Source organism: Yinghuangia seranimata (assembly GCF_029953285.1).
Lineage (GTDB): Bacteria > Actinomycetota > Actinomycetes > Streptomycetales > Streptomycetaceae > Yinghuangia > Yinghuangia seranimata.
Genome location: NZ_JASAOI010000050.1, coordinates 45,107 through 66,963, shown reverse-complemented (window position 1 = coordinate 66,963; position 21,857 = coordinate 45,107). Strand labels below are relative to the sequence as shown.

At 71.7% G+C, this 21,857-nt stretch carries 25 protein-coding genes; 16 read left to right on the top strand and 9 right to left on the bottom strand.

Going from position 1 to position 21,857, the window contains the following annotated elements; translation table 11 throughout:
* Positions 1 to 112: 112 nt before the first annotated feature.
* Entirely contained in the window at positions 113 to 1,246 is a 1,134-nt protein-coding gene (locus QI554_RS30195; protein ID WP_281474321.1) for a cystathionine gamma-lyase, read from the bottom strand.
* An 85-nt stretch (positions 1,247 to 1,331) separates the two neighbouring features.
* Complete coding sequence (locus QI554_RS30190; RefSeq protein WP_281474319.1) at positions 1,332 to 1,706, bottom strand: phage holin family protein; 375 nt, start codon at positions 1,704 to 1,706, stop codon at positions 1,332 to 1,334.
* Positions 1,707 to 1,853: 147 nt separating this feature from the next.
* On the opposite strand from QI554_RS30190, the gene QI554_RS30185 reads away from it, so the two are divergent.
* From QI554_RS30185 to QI554_RS30150, 8 genes are all read left to right on the top strand, one after another.
* Entirely contained in the window at positions 1,854 to 2,171 is a 318-nt protein-coding gene (locus QI554_RS30185) for a cupin domain-containing protein (protein WP_281474317.1), read from the top strand.
* Positions 2,172 to 2,238: 67 nt separating this feature from the next.
* Positions 2,239 to 2,901: a thiaminase II gene (gene tenA, locus QI554_RS30180; RefSeq protein ID WP_281474315.1), complete on the top strand. Its 663-nt coding sequence runs from the start codon at positions 2,239 to 2,241 to the stop codon at positions 2,899 to 2,901.
* Between the two features lie 111 nt (positions 2,902 to 3,012).
* The gene (locus tag QI554_RS30175) at positions 3,013 to 3,186 is read left to right on the top strand and encodes a hypothetical protein (RefSeq protein WP_281474313.1); all 174 of its coding nucleotides are present in this window, start codon (positions 3,013 to 3,015) and stop codon (positions 3,184 to 3,186) included.
* Between the two features lie 149 nt (positions 3,187 to 3,335).
* Entirely contained in the window at positions 3,336 to 5,699 is a 2,364-nt protein-coding gene (locus QI554_RS30170) for a sensor histidine kinase (protein ID WP_281474311.1), read from the top strand.
* A complete protein-coding gene (locus QI554_RS30165) occupies positions 5,696 to 6,124 on the top strand; it encodes a roadblock/LC7 domain-containing protein (protein WP_281474309.1) in 429 nt (142 codons plus the stop codon). The genes QI554_RS30170 and QI554_RS30165 overlap by 4 nt, the downstream gene beginning before the upstream one ends.
* Positions 6,125 to 6,131: 7 nt before the next feature.
* Positions 6,132 to 6,557 carry a DUF742 domain-containing protein gene (locus QI554_RS30160; RefSeq protein ID WP_281474307.1) on the top strand — a complete coding sequence of 142 codons (426 nt, stop codon included), beginning with the start codon at positions 6,132 to 6,134 and terminating at the stop codon, positions 6,555 to 6,557.
* Positions 6,541 to 7,158 carry a GTP-binding protein gene (locus QI554_RS30155; RefSeq protein ID WP_281474305.1) on the top strand — a complete coding sequence of 206 codons (618 nt, stop codon included), beginning with the start codon at positions 6,541 to 6,543 and terminating at the stop codon, positions 7,156 to 7,158. Before QI554_RS30160 ends, QI554_RS30155 begins: the two co-directional genes overlap by 17 nt.
* Before the next feature lie 165 nt (positions 7,159 to 7,323).
* A complete protein-coding gene (locus tag QI554_RS30150; protein ID WP_281474303.1) occupies positions 7,324 to 7,824 on the top strand; it encodes a cupin domain-containing protein in 501 nt (166 codons plus the stop codon).
* A 16-nt stretch (positions 7,825 to 7,840) separates the two neighbouring features.
* Here the strand turns inward: QI554_RS30150 and QI554_RS30145 are convergent, their stop codons facing one another.
* Positions 7,841 to 8,293: a VOC family protein gene (locus QI554_RS30145; RefSeq protein WP_281474301.1), complete on the bottom strand. Its 453-nt coding sequence runs from the start codon at positions 8,291 to 8,293 to the stop codon at positions 7,841 to 7,843.
* Positions 8,294 to 8,365: 72 nt separating this feature from the next.
* Here QI554_RS30145 and QI554_RS30140 point away from each other — a divergent pair, with 72 nt between their 5' ends.
* On the top strand, positions 8,366 to 8,827 hold the full coding sequence (locus QI554_RS30140; protein WP_281474299.1) for a DUF2871 domain-containing protein: 462 nt from the start codon (positions 8,366 to 8,368) through the stop codon (positions 8,825 to 8,827).
* 47 nt (positions 8,828 to 8,874) lie between these two features.
* Here the strand turns inward: QI554_RS30140 and QI554_RS30135 are convergent, their stop codons facing one another.
* Positions 8,875 to 9,282, bottom strand: a complete 408-nt coding sequence (locus tag QI554_RS30135) for a DUF427 domain-containing protein (RefSeq protein WP_281474297.1) — start codon at positions 9,280 to 9,282, stop codon at positions 8,875 to 8,877.
* Positions 9,283 to 9,552: 270 nt separating this feature from the next.
* On the opposite strand from QI554_RS30135, the gene QI554_RS30130 reads away from it, so the two are divergent.
* Positions 9,553 to 11,052, top strand: coding sequence for an SPFH domain-containing protein (locus QI554_RS30130; RefSeq protein ID WP_281474296.1), 1,500 nt, complete (start codon positions 9,553 to 9,555; stop codon positions 11,050 to 11,052).
* Between the two features lie 106 nt (positions 11,053 to 11,158).
* Here the strand turns inward: QI554_RS30130 and QI554_RS30125 are convergent, their stop codons facing one another.
* A complete protein-coding gene (locus QI554_RS30125; protein WP_281474294.1) occupies positions 11,159 to 11,371 on the bottom strand; it encodes a hypothetical protein in 213 nt (70 codons plus the stop codon).
* Positions 11,372 to 11,585: 214 nt separating this feature from the next.
* Between QI554_RS30125 and QI554_RS30120 the strand changes: the two genes are divergently transcribed.
* The 3 genes from QI554_RS30120 to QI554_RS30110 are packed head-to-tail and all read left to right on the top strand — an operon-like array spanning position 11,586 to position 14,331.
* Positions 11,586 to 12,500: an NAD-dependent epimerase/dehydratase family protein gene (locus QI554_RS30120; protein ID WP_281474292.1), complete on the top strand. Its 915-nt coding sequence runs from the start codon at positions 11,586 to 11,588 to the stop codon at positions 12,498 to 12,500.
* 23 nt (positions 12,501 to 12,523) lie between these two features.
* The gene (locus QI554_RS30115) at positions 12,524 to 13,405 is read left to right on the top strand and encodes an RNA polymerase sigma-70 factor (protein WP_281474290.1); all 882 of its coding nucleotides are present in this window, start codon (positions 12,524 to 12,526) and stop codon (positions 13,403 to 13,405) included.
* A gap of 44 nt (positions 13,406 to 13,449) precedes the next feature.
* Positions 13,450 to 14,331 carry a 1-aminocyclopropane-1-carboxylate deaminase/D-cysteine desulfhydrase gene (locus QI554_RS30110; RefSeq protein ID WP_281474464.1) on the top strand — a complete coding sequence of 294 codons (882 nt, stop codon included), beginning with the start codon at positions 13,450 to 13,452 and terminating at the stop codon, positions 14,329 to 14,331.
* Between the two features lie 15 nt (positions 14,332 to 14,346).
* Here QI554_RS30110 and QI554_RS30105 read toward each other — a convergent pair whose 3' ends face one another.
* Positions 14,347 to 15,156 carry a cyclase family protein gene (locus QI554_RS30105; RefSeq protein WP_281474287.1) on the bottom strand — a complete coding sequence of 270 codons (810 nt, stop codon included), beginning with the start codon at positions 15,154 to 15,156 and terminating at the stop codon, positions 14,347 to 14,349.
* A gap of 232 nt (positions 15,157 to 15,388) precedes the next feature.
* On the opposite strand from QI554_RS30105, the gene QI554_RS30100 reads away from it, so the two are divergent.
* Positions 15,389 to 16,213 (top strand): DUF1838 family protein, encoded by an 825-nt coding sequence (locus QI554_RS30100; RefSeq protein ID WP_281474286.1) that lies wholly within the window; start codon positions 15,389 to 15,391, stop codon positions 16,211 to 16,213.
* A gap of 14 nt (positions 16,214 to 16,227) precedes the next feature.
* Positions 16,228 to 17,727, top strand: a complete 1,500-nt coding sequence (locus QI554_RS30095; protein WP_281474284.1) for a DUF2079 domain-containing protein — start codon at positions 16,228 to 16,230, stop codon at positions 17,725 to 17,727.
* A 12-nt stretch (positions 17,728 to 17,739) separates the two neighbouring features.
* Here the strand turns inward: QI554_RS30095 and QI554_RS30090 are convergent, their stop codons facing one another.
* Positions 17,740 to 18,585: a phosphotransferase gene (locus QI554_RS30090; protein WP_281474282.1), complete on the bottom strand. Its 846-nt coding sequence runs from the start codon at positions 18,583 to 18,585 to the stop codon at positions 17,740 to 17,742.
* A gap of 289 nt (positions 18,586 to 18,874) precedes the next feature.
* On the opposite strand from QI554_RS30090, the gene QI554_RS30085 reads away from it, so the two are divergent.
* The gene (locus QI554_RS30085; protein WP_281474281.1) at positions 18,875 to 19,525 is read left to right on the top strand and encodes a DUF4291 domain-containing protein; all 651 of its coding nucleotides are present in this window, start codon (positions 18,875 to 18,877) and stop codon (positions 19,523 to 19,525) included.
* A 3-nt stretch (positions 19,526 to 19,528) separates the two neighbouring features.
* Here the strand turns inward: QI554_RS30085 and QI554_RS30080 are convergent, their stop codons facing one another.
* Together QI554_RS30080 and QI554_RS30075 are read right to left on the bottom strand one after the other, a co-directional pair.
* Positions 19,529 to 20,356 (bottom strand): hypothetical protein, encoded by an 828-nt coding sequence (locus QI554_RS30080; protein WP_281474279.1) that lies wholly within the window; start codon positions 20,354 to 20,356, stop codon positions 19,529 to 19,531.
* Between the two features lie 104 nt (positions 20,357 to 20,460).
* Positions 20,461 to 21,639: a hypothetical protein gene (locus QI554_RS30075; protein WP_281474277.1), complete on the bottom strand. Its 1,179-nt coding sequence runs from the start codon at positions 21,637 to 21,639 to the stop codon at positions 20,461 to 20,463.
* Positions 21,640 to 21,857: the final 218 nt, after the last annotated feature.

Here is a 21,857-nt window from a genome sequence, read left to right as displayed (position 1 = left end):
CGAACAAGTCGTTGTGCACCGGATCCTGGGGTATTGACCGGAAACCGCCGAGGGTTGACGTGATCTTGTGACGGCCGGCGCTCCGCCGCTCAGGGCGGCCGCGCCCGGCCGACTACCCGTCGGCGCGCTCGGCCGCCGTGCCGAGGGTCTTGTCGAGGGCCTGCGCGACGTCGGCGAGCAGGTCCGCGGTGTCCTCGCAGCCGACCGAGAAACGGATGAAACCGGGCGGGATGTCGTCGCCCGGCCAGCGGCCGCGGCGCTCGGCCATGCTGTGCACGCCGCCGAAGCTGGTGGACTCGAAGACCAGCTCCAGCGCGCCGAGGAAGCGCTCCGCGGTGTCCTGGTCGGGCAGTACGAACGCCACGACGCTGCCGAAGTACCGCATCTGCGCGGCCGCGACGGCGTGTGCGGGGTCGCCGGGCCGGCCAGGGTGCCGGACCCCGGTCACGCCGGGGCGGTCGGCCAGCAGCTCGGCGAGTGCGAGCGCGTTGGCCGCCTGGCGTTCGAGGCGCAGCTGCAGGGTGGCCAGCGAACGCTGCGCGAGCCAGGCCTCCATCGGCCCGGGGACGCCGCCGGTCAGGGTGCGCCACGCGCGGACGCGCTCGGCGAGTGCCGGGTCCGCGGCGGCCACGTACCCGAGCAGGACGTCGCTGTGCCCGGTCAGCGCCTTGGTGCCGCTGGCCAGCGAGATGTCCGCGCCGAGCGCGAGGGGGCGCTGGCCGAGCGGCGTGGCGAGCGTGTTGTCGACGGCGACGAGCGCGCCTTCGCTGTGCGCGAGTTCGGCGACGCGGGCCAGGTCGCACACCTCGAGGCCGGGGTTGCTCGGCGATTCGAGGAGGACGAGGGTCGCGCCGCGGACGGCCTCGGCGAGGGCCTCGTTGTCGGTGCGGCACGGTCGTACGGTCACCCCGCGCGCGGCCAGGTGTGCGCCGACGCCGCGGGTGGCCGGGTAGCCGTCGGAGGGCAGCACCACGGTGTCGCCGGGCTCGGTCAGCCCGATGAGCACCGCCGAGATCGCCGCCATGCCGGACGGGAACACCACGGTGCCGGCCGCCTCCTCGAGCTCGCCGACGGCGTTCTCCAGCCCGACCCAGGTCGGGTTGGCGAACCGGCCGTACTGGTACGGCCCGCTCGGGTCGCCCGAGAGGTGGTACGTCGCGGCGAACACGGGGCCGGCCGCGAAGGAGCCGCCGGGCCGCGCCGGGGGCAGCCCGGCGTGTACGGCGCGGGTTCCGTCCGAGGTCATGGCTTCTCCTTGCCGCGGGCCGTCCACCGTGGTTTCACGTGAAACATCCGACCCTGTGGTTGGGTGCCGCCGCCGGCGGTGCCGGTCAGTCGCGGTCGAGGATCGTGTTGAGCAGCCAGCTGACGATCGAGATGACGAACGCCCCCAGTAGCGCCGGCCAGAACCCGTCGACGTGGAAGCTCAGATCCAGCTTCCCCGAGATCCACGAGGTCAGCCACAGCATCAGCGCGTTGATCACGAAGGTGATCAGGCCGAGCGTCAGCAGGAACAGGGGCAGCGAGAACAGCTTGACGATCGGCTTGATGAGGACGTTCACGGTGCCGAAGATCAGCGCGACCAGCACCACCGTGCCGGCCTTGTTGCCCGCTGAGTCGCCGGTGATGTTCACGCCGTTGACGACCACGGCCGTGATCCAGATGGCCGCCGCGTTGGCGAGCAGCTTGATGAGGAGGCTCTTCATGCCCGCATCGTGTCAGGTGCGGAACGCTGGCGGGAGGCGTGGACCGGCGTGACCTCGGACTGTGTCTGATCTGTCGTATCTTCGCTGCCGACAGGTAGCACGGAGTGCCCGGGGCAGCACCGGGACGAGTGGAAGGAGCAGCGCCCCGTGAAGGTGTTCCGTCTCGACGACCTCGACCGCGAGCGTGCCGAGGAGCGCGGCGCGTACCTGCGCTTCCTCAACGAGAAGTACTTCTCGATGGGCCTCTACGCGCTCGAACCGGGCGAGACCGACACGCAGAAGCCGCACGGGCAGGACGAGGTGTACGTGGTGATCAGCGGCCGTGCCGGCCTCACGGTCGGTACAGAGGTCACCGAGGTCGCGCGCGGCAGCGTGGTCTTCGTGCCCGCTCACCAGGAGCACCGTTTCCACCGCATCACCGAGCCGCTGCGCGTGCTGGTCTTCTTCTCACCGCCCGAGGCGTGATCCGCCGGCAGGGTTCGACAGGGTTAGGGTGAAGCGCACCTGCGGACGGGATGAAAGGGACAACGCCGTGGCGTTCCGTGACGAACTGTGGTCGGCGATCGACGACGTCTACGCCGAGATCCTCGCGCACCCCTTCCTCCAGGGCCTGACCGACGGGACGCTGCCCGCCGAGGCGTTCCGGCACTACGTCGTGCAGGACTCGCACTACCTGCGGGACTACGCCCGCGCGCTCGCGGTGTGCGCCGCCAAGGCCCCCGACGAGGCGGCCGTGCGCCAGTTCGCGACGGACGCGGCCGGCGCGATCGCCGCCGAGCAGGCCATGCACGCCGACTTCATGAGCGCCTACGGCAGCTCGGCGGCGGAGGCCGCGGCGGAGCCGGTGCTGCCCGCCACCCGCGCCTACACCAGCTACCTGCTCGCGGCGGCGTACGGCGGCTCGTTCGCGGAGGGCCTGGGCGCGGTGCTGCCGTGCTACTGGATCTACGCCCGGGTCGGCGAGGCGTTGCTCGAGAAGTCGTCGCCGAACCCGCTCTACAAGCGCTGGATCGACACCTACGGGGACGAGGAGTTCCAGTCCACCGTGCGCGCGGTGCTGGAGCTGACCGACCGGGTCGGCGCCGATCTCGGGACGGCCGAACGCGCCCGCGTCATCGAGCACTTCGTGACCACGTCGCGGTACGAGTGGATGTTCTGGGACGCGGCGTGGCGGCGCGAGGCGTGGCCGGTCTGAGCCGACCGTGTTCCGGGGGAACCCGGAAACCGCGTGTCGCGTCCCCGGTAGCGGGCAGATGACGAGTGCTGTGACCACCGTTGAGACCGTGTGGGGGATGCCATGGGTTCCGTGCCTGCGTGGCTGCGTATCGGCGTACCGGTCCTCATCCTGCTGATGACCGGCGCGCTGTTGATCTGGCTGATCGGCACGTTCCTGGGATTCATCGTCAAATTGCTGATCGGTTCGCTGGTCGTCGTGGGATTTGTCGCGCTGATCAGGGGTGAGCGCTCGTCCAGGGTGTGACGTGCGGGTTTCCCCTTTGTTTCGGCGAGATAAGGGAAATCTCGCGGTGTCGGGACCGGCGAGGTTCACAATAATTAATGGGCGATCCGCCCCGGTATATTCCCACCCGGGATTGTCACACCAATACCTGTACTGATTTCATTCCCGGCGTGCGGAAAAACCTGCTTCCCGCGTCGATCCGCGGGCGCCTGGTCGCCGTGCTGGCGGTGTCGCTGTCGGCGGTGCTCGTCCTGCTCGGTGTGCTGGGCGCGGGCGAGCTCGGCGCCTACCGAGACGCGGAGCGCACCGCGTCCGATGTCGGCCTGGCCCTCGACGTCCAGCGCGCCGTCCACGAGCTGCAGCGCGAACGCGGCCTGACCAGCGGCCTGTTGGCAGGGCAGAGCGGCTATCGGGGGCCGCTCGACGCGCAGCGCCAGGACACCGACCGCGCGCTCGCCGCGTTCGCCGCCGCCACCCGCGACCGCGACACCGCCGCGCTGCGTGACGCCCGCGAGCACTGGGCGCGGCTCGCGCGGACCCGTGCCCAGGTCGACGCGGGCGAGGCGCAGCGCGACACGACTTTCGCCTACTTCACCGACGGCATCGCCGGGCTCATCCGGGCCGGCACCGCGCCCGAACGCACCCGGGACCGCGAACTCCTGCGCGGCACCGCCGCATTGTCCGCGCTCGGCGACGCCAAAGAGGCCACCGCGCAGGCCCGCGGCTTCCTCAACGGCGTGCTGAGCGCCGGACGCTTCAAGAACGACGAATACCAGTCCTTCGCCGAAATGCGCGCCGAAAAGCAGGCCGGGATCGCGCAGTTCCAGCGCAGCGCGACACCGGCGCAGCAGGAGCGCGCCGACGCGGCACTGCGATCACCTGCGGCGGTGCAGGCCCAGCGCATCGAGCAGACCGCGCTCGGCGCCGCCGACGGCCGCGCGCTGGCCGGCCTGGACGCGCCCACGTGGTGGGCGTCGATGACCACCGTGATCGACGCGATCCGCGCCGTCCAGCTGTCCCTCGGCGACGAACTGCGGGCCCGCGCGGGCGAACTGCGCGACCAGGCGGAGACCCGGCTGCTGGGCTACCTCGCCGCCGCCGTGCTGCTGGTGCTCGGCGAGATCGTGCTCACCGCGTTCGCGGTGCGGTCGATCACCCGGCCGCTCACGCGCCTGGCCGCCGAGGCGGAGGCGCTCGCGTCCACCCGGCTGCCCGAGGTCATCACCCGCCTCCGCGTCGGTGAGCACGCTCCGGCGCCACCCGCCGCGGTGCCGGTGCGGCGCGGTGCGGGACGTGAGATCCGGGCGGTGGCCAAGGCGTTCGGCAAGGTGCAGGACACCGCGGTGCAACTGGCCTCCGAACAGGCCGTGCTGCGCCGCAACACCACCGACTCGCTGGTCAACCTCGCGCGCCGCAACCAGAACCTGGTGCGCCGTCAGCTCGGCTTCATCAGCCGCCTCGAACACGAGGAGACCGACCCCAACGCGCTGGGCAACCTCTTCGAACTCGACCACCTGGCCACGCGCATGCGGCGCAACGCCGAGAGCCTGCTCGTCCTCGTCGGCGAACCGGCACCGCGGCCGAGCCGGGCGCCGATGCACGTGAGCGACGTCGTCCGCGCCGCGCTGTCCGAGGTCGAGGACTACCGGCGCGTCGTGCTGCGACGCATGGACGACACCGCGGTCGTCGGCCAGGCCGTCGCCGAACTCGCCCACCTCGTCGCCGAACTCGTGGAGAACGCCCTCGCGTTCTCGCCGCCGGACGTCGAAGTGGAGATCTACGGAAGGCGCATCGGCAACGACTACCTCGTCGCCGTCATCGACCACGGCGTCGGCATGACCGCCGCCGCGCTTGACGCCGCCAACGCGCGGCTGTCGGGCGAGGTCGACTTCCTCGACGCGCCGAGCCGCAGCCTCGGCCACCACGTCGTCGGGCGGCTCGCGCGCCGGCTCGGCGCCGACGTGCGGGTGGGGGAGTCGCCGGTGGCGGGCGTCACCGCGCGCGTCCTGCTTCCGGCGGCGGTGCTCGCCGACGCGGTGGGTGGCGCCCCGGCGACGACACGTGTCGCGTCCCCTGCGGGACAACGCCCGGTCGCGGCCGCGCCCTCGGGGGCCGCCCCTGACGGCGGGTACACGACAGTGGGGACGGCGGTGCTGACGGTGCCCGTACCGGCGGGGAGCGGCTATGCGGCCGGTCCTGATCCGGGCGACGCGCCTGCCCCGGCCGCCGTACCCGACACCGGCGTGCGGCGCACCCGCAACGGCCTGGCCAAACGCGTGCCACGCGCCCAACGCGCCCCTGCCGCGCGTCCCGACGCCGCACCCAGGCCGCAGGCCCCCGCCCCGGTGTTCGACGAACCCCTCGGCGAGCGCTCGCCCGACGACGTGCGCAGCATGCTCTCCGCCTTCCGAGGCGGCCATCTCCGCGGCGAGATCGCGGAGTTCGCCGGCCTCTCCGAGCCGAGCGGCGGCATCCCACCCGCCGCGCCCCCGTACGACTTCCCGCCCGCAACGCGTGAGGAGGAGCTCCCTTGACCACCGAACTGCACACCGGCCACCCGCAGGCCTTCAACTGGCTGCTCGCCAACTTCGTCCGGGACACGGACGGCGTCCGCGACGCGGTGGCGGTGTCCTCCGACGGCCTGCTCATCGCCATGTCGGCAGGCCTCGACCGGGCCGAGGCCGACCACCTGTCCGCCGTGGTGTCCGGCCTGACCGGACTCGCCCGCAGCACCGCGCGGCGCTACGACTTCGACGGCCTCAAGCTCATCATGATCGAGATGCGGCGCGGCTTCCTGCTCGTGTCCACCATCGCCGACGGCAGCTGCGTGGGAGTACTCGCCCACCGCGGCGCCGACATCGGGCTGGTCGGCTACGAGATCGCGGTGCTGGCCGACCGCGCGGGAACGCTGCTCACCCCGGCGCTCATCACCGAGCTGCGGCGCGGACTGCCCAGGTGAGTGCGGCATGACCGACCGTGGTTGGTTCGTTCCGCGGCACGCCAGGCCGGCCGCGCCCGCGTCGGAGGCCGGCGGCGCGTGGTCGGCGGCGGAAGCGGACGACGGGGACGCGTACGTCCGCCCGTTCATCATGACCGGCGGCCGCACCACGCCGGTCACCGACGGCCTGCGCCTGGAGACCCTGGTCCGCGCCCTGCCGGCGGCGCTGTCGGCACCGCTGGCCTTCGAGGCCCGGCGCGTCGTCGAGCGGTGCCAACAGCCGTGCTCCGTCGCGGAGATCGCCACGGCGCTCGGCGTGCCGGTCGGCGTGGCCCGGGTCGTCATCGGCGACCTCCTCGCCGGAAACCTGGTGTTCCGTCTGGAGTCACCGGAGCCGGGAAGCATGCCGCTGCACACCATCGAGAGGATCAGGGACCTTGTACGGGCACTATGAGCAGCCCTACGGGGCAGGGCCGCACGCGGAGGCCGCCGCGCCGACCTCGGTCAAGATCGTGGTGAGCGGCGGCTTCGGGGTCGGCAAGACCACGTTCGTCGGCGCGATCTCCGAGATCGAACCGCTGGCGACCGAGGCGGCCATGACCGAGGTGTCGATCGGCATCGACGACATCACCGGCGTGGACGGCAAGACGACGACCACGGTGGCCCTCGACTTCGGGCGCGTCACGCTCGATCCGACGCTCATCCTCTACCTGTTCGGTACGCCGGGGCAGGACCGGTTCGCGTTCCTGTGGGACGACCTGGTCGAGGGCGCGCTGGGCGCCGTCGTCCTCGTCGACACCCGGCGCGTCGAGGACTGCTTCCCGGCGGTCGACTACTTCGAGGAGCGCGGCATCCCGTTCCTGCTCGCCGTCAACACGTTCGACGGCGCGGCGCGCTTCGACCTCGGCGAGGTCCGGGAGGCGCTCGGCATCGACCCGTCCGTCCCGATCGTCGACGTCGACGCGCGGCACCGGGAGTCGGTCAAGGAGGCACTGGTCGCCCTCATCGACCGGGTCCTCATGGTGCACGCGGGCCCGGCGTACTCGGCCCGCTGACCGCCGCTCCAGGGCGGCCCCCTTGCGGGATTGACCTGCCAATCAGGCCTCGGATTGACCCTCATCAGGGGTCAGATGCGCTCGTAATGTTGTCCGTGTCGCCAGCCGCAGGACCGCGGTCCCGGTGATCCGCACAACGCACAGCACACCATGAGGAGACCCCTGATGACCGCGAACGCCCAGCCCCAGCGCCCCGTCCTCGTCCGCGCCCACGACGCCGAGTCGCTGCAGGACGGCGCCACGAGCCTGATCACCCTGCTGGCCGACGCGGGCGACACCGGCGGCGCGCTCACCGCCAACAAGGCCACCTTCGAGAAGGGCTCCCCGGGCGCGCCCGCGCACTTCCACACCAAGGCCACCGAGATGTTCTTCGTGCTCGACGGCACGATGCGCATCCTCGTCGACGACGAGGTGCACATCCTGGAGAAGGGCGACTTCCTCACCGTCCCGCCGACCGTCCCGCACGCCTTCGCGCCGGCCCCCGACAGCACCGCCGAGATGCTGGTCGTCTTCACGCCGGGCCTGCACCGGTTCGACTACTACCGGCTGCTTGAGCGCGTGTACCGCGGCGAGGCCACGGTGCAGGACATCCGCGACAGCTCGCTGACGTACGACAACCACTACTTCGAGAGCCCGGTCTGGCAGAAGTCGCTCGCCGGGAACTGAGCTTCCCGGCGGGCGGTCAGACCGCGGGGCGCGGCACCGGGTCGACGCCGAACACCCACGGCGCCAGCACGACGACCCAGCCGTCCGGGTCCTCGAAACACAGGCAACCCCGCTCGGGCCAGTACGGATTGGCCGCCTCCACCGGCTCGTGCCCGTGCTCCCGCATCCGCGCGGCGGCCTCGGCGACGGCGTCCGGACCCGTCATGTAGAGGACCAGCTGGTTCTCCGGATGCGGCTCGGGAATAACCGGCGGACTCCCGTGTTGCGTGACCTCCAAGTGCACCGGTGTGCCTGGCAGACCGATGAGCACGCCGTCGTACCCGGCGTGCCCCTCGTCCCCTCGCCAGCGCCCGAGCACGGGCAGGCCCAATGCGTCTTCGTAGAACGCCACGACAGCGTCGTAGCGGGCGGTCGGCCGGGCGAACCGGACGGCTCCGACGGACAGGTGCGAAGGCCATTCAGGGTTCATAGCGGGTCAATCTACAAGTCGGTGATCCGGCCCCCCACGCCGGACTCCGACGCGGACGCCTGGAGGCGCGGTATGCGCAAGTCGTACGTCGCAGCGCACGTGTACATGATCGTCGGTGTCGTATCCGGGCTCTACTACCGGGAGTTCACCAAGCACCACGACTACGAGGGCGACACCCAGCTCGCCCTGATGCACACCCACCTGCTGGCCCTCGGCATGCTGGGCTTCCTGATCATCCTGGGCCTCGACAAGGCCTTCGACCTGTCGGGCTCCCGGCTCTTCACGTGGTTCTTCTGGTTCTACAACGCGGGGATCGCCGTCACCGTCGGCATGATGTTCGTCCACGGCACGCAACAGGTCCTGGGCAAGCACACCCCGACCGCGGTCTCCCTGACCGCCGGCCTCGGCCACATCCTCCTGACCGTGGGCCTGATCCTCCTGTTCGTCCTCCTCGGCAACCGCCTCAAGGACCACGAACGCCCGGCCGCCGAGCCCCTGTTGGCCGCCACCAACGACCCGGCCCGGCAGGACTGACCCCAAGGCGCGGCGCGGCCCCCAAGCCGCGCCGCCCATCTCTGAGCTCAGCCGGCCTGCAAGACCCCATCCACATAGAGATCCACGTTCCAAAACGCGACGAGCCCCGCGATCCCCGCGCTCTCCTCGGTGATCGGCTCGGGATACGACCAGGCCACATCCGCGTACACCCGGTCCCCGACCCGCACCGACCAGTACTCCGCATCCCCCTTGTACGGACAGTGGGTCGACGTGTCCGTCCCCTCCAACAACTCCATCCGCACATCCCCCTTCGGCAGGTAGTACCGCGCCGGCAACCCCGTCTCGAACAACACCCGAGGACTCCCCGACTCGGCAACCACCACCCCACCCACCTCAACCCGAACCCGCTGCGCGCCGACCTCCACCCGTATCCGCCCACTCGCCGTGGACTTCGCCTGAGCGGGGACGGTGGTGCCGGTGTCATCGATAGTCATGCCTCGAAGAACTCACCACGGCACACCTGGTGTTCCGTCCATGATGAGAACGACGAGATCTGCGGTCGAGTTGTGGTGGTGTTGTTCGTCCCGCGCGCCCGCGGCCGCGCGCGCGGTACTGGATGAGGGACTTCCATCGAGCCTGTATAGGACGCGTCAAGATGGGGATTTCCCCCTGTCAACGCCGCGTCGGGGAGGCGCACACTTCCCTCGCGCCACATGGTCTGCGAGCAGCCAGCCGCACAGTGGCGGGTAAAGGGGGAAGGTCCGATGACCATCGGCCTCATCGTGGCAGCGGTCTTGCTGCTGCTCGTGGTCGTCATCGTGTTCAAGCTCATGTGGCGGGTCGCGGAACCCAACGAGGCACTGCTGATCTCGGGTGCCCGGCACAGGACCGAAGGCGTCGCCGACGGCCTCGGGTTCCGCATCGTCACGGGTCGCGGGACGCTGGTGCTGCCGGGGGTGCAGGCCGTCCGCAAGCTGTCGCTCGACCTGTACGCCGCCGACCTCGCCGTCGACTGCGTCACCAAGCAGGGCATCCCGGTGCACCTGCGCGGCGTGGTGATCTTCAAGGTCGGCGACGACCTGATCTCGATCGCCAACGCGGCACGGCGTTTCCTCGACCAGCAGAAGAAGATGGTCGACCGGGTGCACAACGTCTTCGCCGGACACCTGCGGTCCATCGTCGGCGGGCTGACCGTCGAGGAGCTCATCCGCGAGCGCGAGAAGCTCACCGAGCAGACCCGCGCCTCGTCCGGTGCCGAGATGGAGAAGCTCGGGCTCATCATCGACTCGCTGCAGATCCAGGAGATCCTCGACCCGACCGGGTACATCGAGAACCTCGCCCGGCCGCACGCCGCCGCCGTCCAGCGCGACGCGCGCATCGCGCAGGCGCTCGCCGACCGCGAGGCCACCGAGGCCGAGCAGGAGGCCGCGGCGCGCAAGGCCGAGGCCACCCGCAACAGCTGGGTGCAGCAGTCCGGCTACCAGGCGGAGATGGACAAGGCCGCGGCGCAGGCCAAGCAGGCCGGGCCGCTCGCCGAGGCCGCCGCACGGCAGGAGGTCATCGTCCAGGAGACCCGCGCCGCCGAACTGGAGGCGCAGCGGCGCGAACAGCAGCTCCAGGCCGACGTCCGCAAGCCGGCCGACGCCCAGGCGTACCAGACCCGCACCATCGCCGAGGCCGAACGCGACGCGCGGATCTCCTCCGCGCAGGCCCAGGCCCGGGAGACCGAGCTCAAGGCCGCCGCCGAGGCCACCCGCGTCAAAACCGCGGCCGCCGCCGAGGCGGAGTCCAACAAGGTGCGCGGCCTCGCCCAGGCGGAAGCCACCCGCGCGCTCGGCTCGGCGGACGCGGACGCTGCCCAGGCCCGAGGCGTCGCCGAAGCGGAGGCCGCCCGCGCGAAGGGCCTCGCCTCCGCGGAGGCCGCGAAGGCCCTGGGTCTCGCGGAAGCCGAGGCCATCCAGGCCCGCGCGTCGGCGCTGCGGGAGAACCAGGAAGCCGTCATCGCGCAGCAACTCGCGGAGAACTGGCCGGACATCGTCCGCGCCGGGGCCGAGGCGTTCGGCAACGTCGAGCACATGATCCTGCTCAACGGCGCGGACGGCATGGCCGACATGTTCGCCAAGGCCCTGACCCTGGGCGGCACCGGCCTCGGCCTGGCGCGCCAGCTCCTCTCCTCGATGAACGCCACCCCGGAGAACGGCACCGGCGCCGCGAACGGCGTGGCCCAGGCGATCCCGATCCAGGTCGACACCGACAAGAAGTAGCCCTCCGGGCATCCCGGCCCGGAAAACGAGCGCGGCGCGGACCCTCGGTCCGCGCCGCGTTCGCACACCCACCGCGCCGCCACGTCGGCGACGCGAAGCGCCTCTCCTACCCCCGGCCCATCCGATCCTGATACGCCTGATACCTGTCGATCGCCTCCCTGAGCGTGCACTGCTGCACCTCACGGATCACCGCGATCGCCTGAATCGGACTCCACGGCCGACCGTTCACATACCGCCCGAACTCCTGGTGATCGTGCCCGCCTTCCCAGACAGGACGGGCCTGCTCCACGGCATCCCGCACCCACCTGTCGTCATCCACAGCGCCCACTCCCATGCCCGCACACTGCCACGACGCACCCACAGGACTCCATGCCTTTCACCTGAGCCGTACGCACCGTGACCAGAACGGGAACAGCCGCACGCACAACCCGGCCGGAACGAGGGACGGCGGAGGAGCCCGGCGCCTCGAAAGTATGTGACGGGGGTCACATGAAGCCTTGTCACGTTCGGGGGAGGCGGCTTGTCCTATGGGCATGACCGACACCAAGAACGTGCTGCTGGCAGGGGCGACCGGCGTCTTCGGGCGTCACGTCGCCGAGGAACTCACGAGCGCCGGGTACACCGTCCTGGCGCTGGGGCGCGGCGTCGAGAACGACGTCCGGGCCGACCTGATGGACCGCGAGCGTCTGCTGCGCGCCGTCGAGGGCGTGCGGGCGGATGTGGTCGTGCACGCCGCGACGGCGCTGCGCGAGGCGCCGATGCGGCACAAGGACATGTACGCCACGGACGCCCTGCGCGTCGACGGCACCGCCAACCTCGTCGAGGCGGCCCGGGCGGTCGGAGCCCGTCGCCTGGTCGCCGAGTCCATGGCGTTCGGATACGGCTACGGCGACCACGGCGAGCAGGTCCTGACCGAGGCCGATCCGTTCGGCGCGCCCGGCGCCGACAAGGAGTGCCAGCGCCACGTCGACGCCATGCGCGTGAAGGAGGCGCTGATGCTCGGCGCCGACGGAGTCGAGGGCGTCGCCCTGCGGTTCGGCCTGTTCTACGGCCCGGGCGGCACGGAGAACATCGTCGAGCTGCTGCGCAAGCGCAAGCTCCCGGCGGTCGCCGGGCACGGCCGGGTGCTGCCGTGGATCGAACTGCGGGACGCGGCGCGGGCCGTGGCGCTGGCGGTCGAGGGCGGCCGCCCCGGCGAGGCGTACAACATCGTCGACGACACGCCGTTCGGGTTCGGCGAGCACGTGAAGGCGGTGGCGGAGGCGTTCGACACCCCGAAGCCGATGAACGTGCCGACGTGGCTGATGCGCCCGTACTCCTACGCCTACAAGATGGCCACCACCAGCATGCGGGTGTCCAACGCGAAGGCGAGGGACGAGTTGGGCTGGGCTCCCCTCTACCCGGACTGCGTGTCCGGCCTCGCGGACCTCGCGCTTGCGACGGCGTGACGGATGCTGCCACGGTGACCGGCATGACCGACGTCTTCGAAGAGCACCGGCGACTGCTGTTCGGCACCGCCTACCGGATGCTGGGCAGCGTCGCCGACGCCGAGGACATCGTGCAGGACGCGTGGCTCAAGTGGCACCAAACGGACCAGGGCGCGGTGGAGCACCCCAAGGCGTACCTGGTCCGCACCGTCACCAACCTGAGCCTGAACCGGCTGAAGTCGGCGCAGGTCGTCCGCGAGGCGTACGTGGGCCCGTGGCTCCCCGAGCCCATCCTCACCTCGCCCGACGTCGCCGAGGAGGCGGAGTTGGCCGACACCGTCTCGATGGCCTTCCTGGTCGTGCTGGAGACGCTGACCCCGGCCGAGCGCGCGGTGTTCATGCTGCGCGAGGTCTTCGGCTACTCGCACGCCGAGATCGGCGAGGCCATCGGCAAGCCGGAGGCGACCGTGCGCCAGCTCGCGCACCGCGCCCGCGAGCATGTGCAGGCGCGCCGCCCGCGGTTCCGGACCGACGAGGCCGAGCAGCGCAGGATCGCCGACAAGTTCATGTCCGCGTGTACGAACGGCGACCTCAACGGCGTCATGGCGCTGCTCGCGCCGGACGTCACCTCGTGGTCGGACGGCGGCGGCGTGGTCACGGCGGCGCGGCGTCCGCTGCACGGCCCCGACCCCGTGGCGCGCTGGATCCTGGGCGTGCTCCGGAAGCCGGAGGTGGCCGGCCTGGAGATGCGCGTCGCCGAGATCAACGGCGAGCCGGGCGTTCTCATGCACCTCGGCGGGACGCCGGTCGGCGCACTCACCTTCGAGGCGGTCGACGGCCGGATCACGGCGCTGCGGTACGCGGTCAACCCGGAGAAGCTGAGCGGTCTGCTGCCGCCGGGAGCCGTGCCGGAGCCGCCGGCGTAGCGCCGCGGGAGAACGGCGTGGCTATAGTCGCGGGCGTGTCCGTGATGCCCGTTTCGCTCCCGCCGCCGCGGGTGCCGTCGCCGCTCACCGAGCTGCGCGACGACCGCTTCGCGGCCCGGGGCCTGCGCCTCTGGCTGAAGCGCGACGACCTGATCCACCCCGAACTCCCCGGCAACAAGTGGCGCAAGCTGAAGTACAACCTCGCCGCGGCGCGGGCCGGCGGACACGGCACGCTGCTGACGTTCGGCGGCGCGTACTCGAACCACCTGCGCGCCACGGCCGCCGCGGGGGCGCTGTACGGCTTCGCCACGATCGGCGTCGTCCGCGGCGAGGAACTGGCCGGGCGCCCGCTGAACCCGTCCCTGGCCTACTGCGCCGAGCGCGGCATGCGCCTGGTGTTCGTCGACCGCACGACATACCGGCGCCGCACCGACCCCGGCCTCGCGGCCGAACTGTCCGCCGCCCAGGGCCCGTTCCTGCTGATCCCGGAAGGCGGCAGCAACCCGGCCGCGGTCCGCGGCTGCGCCGAGCTGCCCGCCGAGATCGACGTCCCGCACGACGTCGTCGCGGTCGCCTGCGGGACGGGCGGCACCCTCGCCGGCATCGCCGCAGGCCTGGGAGCGGGACGCCGCGCACTCGGGATCGCGGTCCTGAAAGGCGGTTTCCTCCCCGCCGAGGTCGCCGCGCTCCAACGGCGAACATACGGCGCACCCAGCGGGAACTGGCACGTCGCCGACGGCTTCCACCACGGCGGCTACGCCCGCACGAGCGAAGAACTCCAGGCGTTCCTCGCCGACTTCGAACACCGACACGCCGTCGCGCTCGACGAGGTCTACGTCGGCAAACTCCTCTTCGCCCTCACCACCCTGGCCGAGCGCGGCGTGTTCGCCCCCGGCACGGGCATCGTCGCCGTCAAGACGGGCTGACCCGCCGCGCCACGGTCAGCCCGGGATGAGTGCCAGCGGTCGGACCGGGGCTCCCGTGGCGCCGACGACGGGCAACGGGGCGAGCATGAGGAGGCATTCGCCGACGCGGGCGTCCAGGAGTTCGTGGAGGCGCATCGTTTCGACGATGTTGATGCCGGACTCGACGAGCAGGATGCGGTGGACCGGCAGGGTCGCGTGGCCCATGCCCGGGGCGATGCGTTCGAAGGCGATGGTTTCGCCGCCGACCACGCGGACGCGGCGGGAGGCCAGCCAGTGGGCGGCGTCGGCGCCGGGGCCCGGGACGCCGTCGCGGAGGCCGGTGAAGACGTCGTACTGGTGCCACAGGCGCGACCAGCCGGTGGCGATGAGGACGGCCTGCCCGGGGCGGACGTCGGAGCCGGCCAGCGCCTCGGCGCGGGACAGGTCGTCGGCGGTCACCTCGTAGCCGGGCGGCAGGATGTCGAGGCCGTGCAGGCGGGGCACGTCGAGGACGACCGCCCGGCCTACGTACGGGCGGAAGGTGTCGATGCCGAGCGCGGACAGCCCCTGGTTGCTCTGCACGTCGGCGGCGGCGAGACCGCCGTACACCCGTCCGTCCTGGGAGACGTGGCCGAGCGCGTCGACGTGCGTGCCCACGTGGCCGCCGGTCACGATGATCTCGTTGGCCGCGGAGCCGCCGTCGGTGCGCACGTAGTCGCCGTGGCGGCGTTCGAGCGCCATCCGGAACGGGGGGTGGTTCGCCGACTGCGGCATGCCCTGGCGCATCGGCTGAGCGAGGTCGAGGACCCGTGAGTCGGCCAGGCGGTACCCGTCGATGTACGCCATGTACCCCTCCACATCGAGCGCGGCGGTAACGGCAATTTACCCACAAACACTGACGGAACCGGCACCCCGCGCGCTTCGTGGGCTTCCGCGTGTCCTGGGGGCTTCGCCCGTTCGGCACACCGCGACCCGCCTCAGAATGGAAACATCGTTCCGTTGCGCGGCGCAATGCCCCGGGCACCGGGCGTCGCGCGCCGATACGCTTCGAGCCGACGCCGATTCCTCGGAGGACCGCATGCCGCACGCGTCCGAGCACCGTCCCGATCTGCGCGACCCCGCCGACAACCTCGAGTCGTTCGTGCGCGCCCGCGCGAGCCTCGGCCCCGAGGACACCGTGGTGTGGTGGACGGGCCACGTCCACACGCAGGCGCCCGGGGAGAACCACCGCACGCTGTTCCGCTTCGAGGGCTTCAACGTCGGCCGCACCGTGGCCGTCGACGGCGGCCACCGCTTCCTGGCCCGCGAGGCCGCGTTCTACCAGGACCCGGCGACCGGCGAGATCCTCGACAGCTGGGCCAACCCGTTCACCGGCGAGGACGTCGAGGTCCTGCACATCTGGAACGACCCCGTGAACATGGAGCTGCTGCTCGACGGCCCGCGCGGCCCGTGGCGGGCCCCGGTCACCGAGCTGGGCGACGACGTCATGTGGGCGCAGGACATCCTGCTGGCCTACCCGTCGCCGCTGCCGGTCGCGAAGTTCCCGGAGAACTCGGCGGACGACGTCTACCGGGCGATGGAGCTCTTCCAGTTCTTCTGCCGCCGCTCCGACCTGGACCGCCCGGACCTGCCGTCGGTGCCGTGCCACTTCTCGTGGGCGCGCCTGTCGCCGTGGCTGCCCTGGATGCGGATGGGCGCGCGGCCCGGCGGACTGGTCTTCCACTGCCACGGCAAGAAGCTCGGCGGGTACGACGAGCTGCCCGAGCGGCTGCGCGCGTACGTCGCCGAGCACGAGCCGCACTTCGCGTCCGCGCCCAAGGAGTGGTCTGTCCCGAATGTCACGAGTTGGTCGTATTTCCGGGACAGAAACTGCGGAGGAATTGGACAGATGCCGCCTTCGTAAGGGATCAAGGATCAGTGCAGCAACCGTCGCAGCGGTCGTCTCAGGTCGCACCCATACCCGTCCCGGGGCAGCGCGGGGAGCGTGATCCCGGCCCGCCCCGGGACACGCGCCGGTCCCGCATACCCGGCGCCTCCCGCGTCACGCGGGAGCTCGCCGCCCGCCCGACGCCCTACCTGCTCGGCATCGCGTTCTTCGGCCTGTACGCGCTCATCTCGCTGCTGCGCTTCCGGCACGTCGAGAACCCCTCGTGGGACCTCGCCATCTTCGAGCAGGCGGTCAAGGGGTACGCGCACCTGGACGCGCCCACCATCGACGTCCGCTCGCCGGGGCTGAACCAGCTCGGCAACCACTTCTCCCCGATCCTGGCCGTCCTCGCGCCGTTCTACCGGATCTTCCCGTCCCCGCTCACCCTGCTGATCGCGCAGGCCGCGCTGTTCGCGCTCGCGGTCGTGCCGATCACGCGCATGGCGTCCACCGCGCTCGGTACGGCGCGCGGCGCCGCGATCGGCATCGCGTTCGGCCTCTCGTGGGGCGTGCAGCGCGCGGTCGAGTTCGACTTCCACGAGGTCGCGTTCGCCGTGCCGCTGCTGGCGTTCTCGATGGAGAAGCTCGTCGAACGCCGGTGGACCGCCGCGGTGTTGTGGGCGCTGCCGCTGCTGCTGGTCAAGGAGGACATGGGCCTCACGGTCGGCGCGCTCGGCATCTACCTTCTGACGCAACGCCGATGGCGGCTCGGCGCCGCGCTGATGGTCCTCGGCGCGCTCGCGATGGCGCTGACCGTGTACGTCGTCATCCCCGGGATGAACCCGGACGGCGTGTACGAGGAGGGCGAGAAAGCCGGCGGCGGCTCGCTGTTCGGGCTCTTCGGCGGTTTCCCGCAGGACCTGTTCTGGCCGTTCCTCAAGACCAAGACCTACCTGTGGGTCTTCGGCGTCGTCGGGTTCCTCGCGCTGCGCTCGCCCATCGTCATCCTCGCGGTGCCGACGCTGGCCTGGCGCATGCTCTCCGACACGCCGAACCACTGGGGCCAGGACTGGCACTACAACGCCGTCCTCATGCCGATCGTGTTCGCCGCGCTCGTGGACGCCGTCCGCGCCGCCGGCGAGTCGCCCGCGCCCTGGCAGCGCACGTACGCGCGCAACCTGCCCGGCGCGGTGCTCGCCGCCTCGCTCGCGCTGTGCGCCTACATGCCGGCCGCACACGTCATCGAACCCGACGAGTACAAGGCCTCACCGCGCCTCGCCGCCGCGAACCAGGCGGTGCGGCTGGTGAAGAAGGGTTCCACGGTCGAGACCGACCTCGGGCTGATATCCCAACTGCCGTCCCGCGCCACCGTGTACTGGATCGGCGCGACCGGCAAGGTGGTCCCCGACTACGTCGCGGTGAACCGGCCCGACGTCTGGGACGCCGAGGCCCGGCGCACGCTGGAGGCGGACGCCGCGCAGCGCCACCCCGGCGCGAGGTACACGGTCGTCTACGACAACGTCTTCGTGATCCTCAAGCGGGTTGGCTGAAAAGCCCCGCCCTCAGGCGCAGTCCTCGCGCTTGACCGAGCCGAGCGCGACCAACGGCGCCGTGCACCGGCGCGCGACGTCCGGGGCGGCCCGCGCGCACCAGGTCCGCACGTACGCCGTCACCAGCGCGTCGATCTCGGCCACCGTCACATGCCGCCAGCACGGCATCTGCCGCGCCCACGTCTCGGCGTCGGACGCGGTGTGCCCCTGCTCCATCAGCCGCATCGCGGCGTCCGCGACGTCGATCCACGCCGGGCCGCGCGCCGGGGTCGCCCAGTCGACCACGTAGGCCCGGTCGCCGGCGGACAGCAGGTTGTGCGGGTTGAGATCGGTGTGCAGAAGGCTCTCGCCGGCCAGCAGCCGGAGCGCGGCCGGGTCCAGGTACTCGGCCCAGCGCGCGGACACCGGCTCCAGCGGCACGTCCGCCCCGGGCGGCTCGGCGGCCCCGATCCCGGTCAACAGCGCGGCCAGCCGCGGCAGATCACGCGAGCCGGGGGACAGGTCGGCGTGCACGGCGTCGATGTACTCGAACACCAGGACGTCCCAACCGCATTCGCGAATGTGCCGTATCAACCGCGGTGAGAACCGCGTGACATACGGCGCGACCGCGGCCTCCATCCACTGCTGCCCTACCGCCGGATGCCCCGACGGCACGCCCTTCACGAAGAAGCTGCCCAGCGCGGTGCCGAGCGCCGCCGCGAAGTCGCAGCTGAAGCCCGCCCACACGGTCGCCGAGTCGCCCACCGCGCCGACCGTGTCCTCAACGTACGCGCGCACCCTGGGATGCAGGTCGGCCCAGGCGACCCGCGGCGCGGTCTGGAAGCCGGGCGGGGGAGGGGGCGGGACCCGCAGGGTCACCGCTCGTCGTCCCCGTCGGGCGGGGGCGGGGGAGCGGGGCGCAGCGGCGCCATCGTCGTCCCGCACCGGCGGCAGCGTTGCTTGCCGCTCCAGTTGACCCAGTCATGCGGCGGACAGGTCGCCTCGGACACGTGCACCACCCCCTCCTGTGTTCCGGCCCTGCGGCTGGTTACGCGTCTGCTTTCGGCCATTCGAGCATGACGGGCCCCGGGGGCGCGCAACAAGGGCGCGCGGAGTGGTCGGAAAACCGGTGGCTCCGGGGCGAATCGCCGCCGGACACTGGGGCGCCATGAACGAGAACGAACGACCGGCAGAGACGACCGGCCCGACGGAACCGCCGCGCCGCCAGATCCGCGCGCTCCACACCTCCGACACCGTCACGGTGTACCAGGCGTACAAGCCGCAGATCGCGGGCGTCGCCGCGCGCACCGGGCGGTTCCCGACCACGTGGAGCCGCGAGCGCATGACCTGGGTCAAGCCGAGCTTCCTGTGGATGATGTACCGCTGCGGCTGGGCGAGCAAGAAGCTCCAGGAGCACGTGCTCGCGCTGGAGATCACCCGCGAGGGCTTCGAGTCGGCGCTCGCCGGCGCGTGCCTGAGCCACTACGACCGCGACGTCTACCCCGACCGCGACACGTGGGGCAGCCGGCTGCACCGCACGACCGTGCGGATCCAGTGGGACCCCGAACGCGACCTGCACCTGCGGCCGCTCGCGCACCGCTCACTCCAACTCGGCCTCGCCGGCTGGGCGACCCGCGCGTACGCCGACGAGTGGCTGGTCTCCGTCACGGACGTGACCGGCCTCGCGCATGAGATGCACGACCTGGTGCGGAACGGCGACCTCGACGGCGCGGCGGCGCTGCTGCCGGACGAACGGCCTTACCCGCTCGGCGCGGAGCTGACCGCGACGATCGGCGCGACCCCGGCCGAGCCGGTCTGACGCTCAGTCGCCGTCCGCGTGCGGGAACTCCGGCGGCGCGGCGGGCACGTGCGGTGCCTTCGGGGGCCGTTGCTCCATCGCCTCGCGGCCCCACATCGCGAGCGGGACGAGCGTCACGAGGAACGCGAGGATCGTGAACACCAGGCACAGCCAGGCGCCCGCACCCAGTTCATAGGTGGCCAGGCCGCGCGTGAAGCTCTCGATGACCTCGGTGGTCGTGGTCATGATGATGATCACGACGAGCATCGCGGTGAACGCCGGGATGGCCGCGAAGCCCAGGAATCTCGGCCGCCGCGACGCCAGCGCGTAGGCGGCGATGCCCGCGACGGCGACGAACATGATCACCAGGATGACCGGCGCGGCGGGCAGGATGCTGCGGTCGAACCCGTCGTCGGTCACCTTCACCCGGCGGGCGCGCAGCACCGACCAGTCCAGGAACATCATCACGAAGGCGAGCACCGTCAGCAGCAGCACCGCGGCGGCGGGCCAGTCGCGGCCCACGTCGACCACGGACTCCTTGCGGGGCGGCGCCCCGTAGCCGGCCCCGTACGGCTCCCCGGCCACCGGGCCGGGAGGCTCTCCGCCGACCGGGCCGGACGCACCGGGCGGCGGGGGCGTGCCGTGCGGCGGCGTTCCGGGAGCGGGCGGCGGAGGCGGCACAGGCGGTGCGCCGGCCCCGGGCGGGGGAGGCGGCGGCGCTCCACCGGCCGGCGGACCCGTCGGCGGCTTGGGCGGCTCGGGCGGCTGCGGTGCCCCGCCGGCACCACCACCACCACCGGGTTCCGGCGGCTGCTGGGGCTCCTCGGGCTCCTGCGGACGATCGGTATCCATACCGTCCACGCTAAATCGGCCCGCCGAACCGCGCCTTTCGAGTCCTTTGTCACGAAATACCCGCGGGCGTGGACGGCGGACCGTCCACGCCCCCTGGGCCGGGCTCAGGCGCCGTTGCGGCGCCGAGCGAAGAGCACGGAGCCCGCGCCGGCGACGAGGACGGCGCCGCCGATGGCGCCGTACAGCGTCATGTCCGAGTCGGAGCCGCCGGTCTCCGCGAGGTGCGGGGCGTTGGTGTCGGGCTTGGGGCTGGGCGGGGCCGGCGCGGGGAGCGGCGCCCCCTCCGCCGGCGGGTGGTCGAAGGACGCGCACTGCTTGGCCGCGTCGCGGTCGGCCTTGGGGAAGGTCTTGAAGGTCTTGACACCCTTCACCAGCGTGTCGGGACCCGTGGTCTCGATGCCGAAGTTCAGCGTGAGGTCGGTGCCGACGGGGAAGTCCATGCCGATCGCGGCACGGTACTCGAACACCCGGTCCTGCGGCGTGCCGGACTGGTAGTCCTCCCACAGCACCTGGAAGTTCGTGGTGGCGTCGACGGTCTTCCACTCGTCGGTCTTCGGGTTGCGGATCTGCAACGCGGCCTGGCAGGTGTTCAGCGGCGTCTTCCCCGCGGAGAGCACCGAGTTCAGGTAGCGGAAGCCGATGTCCATGGCCGGGTCCGACGTCAGGTGGACCCGGAAAGAGACGTGTTGACCGCCGGCGGTCAGGAAGACCGAGGAGTCCTCGACCTTCATCGTGACCGACTTGGGCGTGTACCAGGCGAGGCCGGTGGCGATCTGCTGGTGCCACGGCGTGGCCTCGTACTCCGGGGCGACGAGCCAGGCGCTGAGCGCGCCCTTGGTGATGTCCGCGTAGCCGGGCTTGGCGAGCTTGTAGCCGAAGCGCGCCTTGATCTGGCGCGTCTCGCCGGGGGCGAGCGTGGTGTCGGCGCCGAGCCATCCGCCGACGCGGCTGGCTTCCGGGATCAGGTTGGACATCATGTCCGCGGACGTCCAGGCGCCCTTGGCCGTGTCGTAGTACTCGAAGAAGGCGCCCATGTCGCCGGGTGTGTCGACCTCGACGGACACCAGGACGCGTCCGGAGACGGGGCCGGTGCCCGGGTTGCTCACCGTCACCGTGAACTCGTCAGGTGCGGCGTTGTAGGTGATGACGTCGGCGAGGCCGTCGACGGTGACGAAGGGCTTCGCCGCGGCGGCCACCGCCGTCGAGGTGAGGGCCGGTGTGACGGCGATCGGGAGTGCGAGTGCGAGCGCGGCCACCGCTCGGTGGGACAGACGTATGCGCACGGTGTTTCCCCCAAGGTCTGATTTCTGGTCAGAGCCGGCTGAGACTACCGACCGGCCCCGACCATCCAACCGGCGGGGTGGCGAGGATCGCACCCGTCCGGAGATGCTTGATATTGACAAGCTCTTGCCGGGTGGGAGAAATTCGACTCTGCCAAGTACCTGCGTGGTGCGCGGGCTGCTCGGCCGGCGGGTCGCGCGGGCCGGGCCCGTTGTAAGGA

Coding starts and splice junctions, on each gene's coding strand:
- QI554_RS30195 (WP_281474321.1), bottom strand. CDS start 1,246: ATGACCTCGGACGGAACCCGCGCCGTACACGCCGGGCTGCCCCCGGCG.
- QI554_RS30190 (WP_281474319.1), bottom strand. CDS start 1,706: ATGAAGAGCCTCCTCATCAAGCTGCTCGCCAACGCGGCGGCCATCTGG.
- QI554_RS30160 (WP_281474307.1), top strand. CDS start 6,132: ATGACCGACCGTGGTTGGTTCGTTCCGCGGCACGCCAGGCCGGCCGCG.
- QI554_RS30150 (WP_281474303.1), top strand. CDS start 7,324: ATGACCGCGAACGCCCAGCCCCAGCGCCCCGTCCTCGTCCGCGCCCAC.
- QI554_RS30145 (WP_281474301.1), bottom strand. CDS start 8,293: ATGAACCCTGAATGGCCTTCGCACCTGTCCGTCGGAGCCGTCCGGTTC.
- QI554_RS30140 (WP_281474299.1), top strand. CDS start 8,366: ATGCGCAAGTCGTACGTCGCAGCGCACGTGTACATGATCGTCGGTGTC.
- QI554_RS30135 (WP_281474297.1), bottom strand. CDS start 9,282: ATGACTATCGATGACACCGGCACCACCGTCCCCGCTCAGGCGAAGTCC.
- QI554_RS30130 (WP_281474296.1), top strand. CDS start 9,553: ATGACCATCGGCCTCATCGTGGCAGCGGTCTTGCTGCTGCTCGTGGTC.
- QI554_RS30120 (WP_281474292.1), top strand. CDS start 11,586: ATGACCGACACCAAGAACGTGCTGCTGGCAGGGGCGACCGGCGTCTTC.
- QI554_RS30115 (WP_281474290.1), top strand. CDS start 12,524: ATGACCGACGTCTTCGAAGAGCACCGGCGACTGCTGTTCGGCACCGCC.
- QI554_RS30110 (WP_281474464.1), top strand. CDS start 13,450: ATGCCCGTTTCGCTCCCGCCGCCGCGGGTGCCGTCGCCGCTCACCGAG.
- QI554_RS30105 (WP_281474287.1), bottom strand. CDS start 15,156: ATGGCGTACATCGACGGGTACCGCCTGGCCGACTCACGGGTCCTCGAC.
- QI554_RS30100 (WP_281474286.1), top strand. CDS start 15,389: ATGCCGCACGCGTCCGAGCACCGTCCCGATCTGCGCGACCCCGCCGAC.
- QI554_RS30085 (WP_281474281.1), top strand. CDS start 18,875: ATGAACGAGAACGAACGACCGGCAGAGACGACCGGCCCGACGGAACCG.
- QI554_RS30080 (WP_281474279.1), bottom strand. CDS start 20,356: ATGGATACCGATCGTCCGCAGGAGCCCGAGGAGCCCCAGCAGCCGCCG.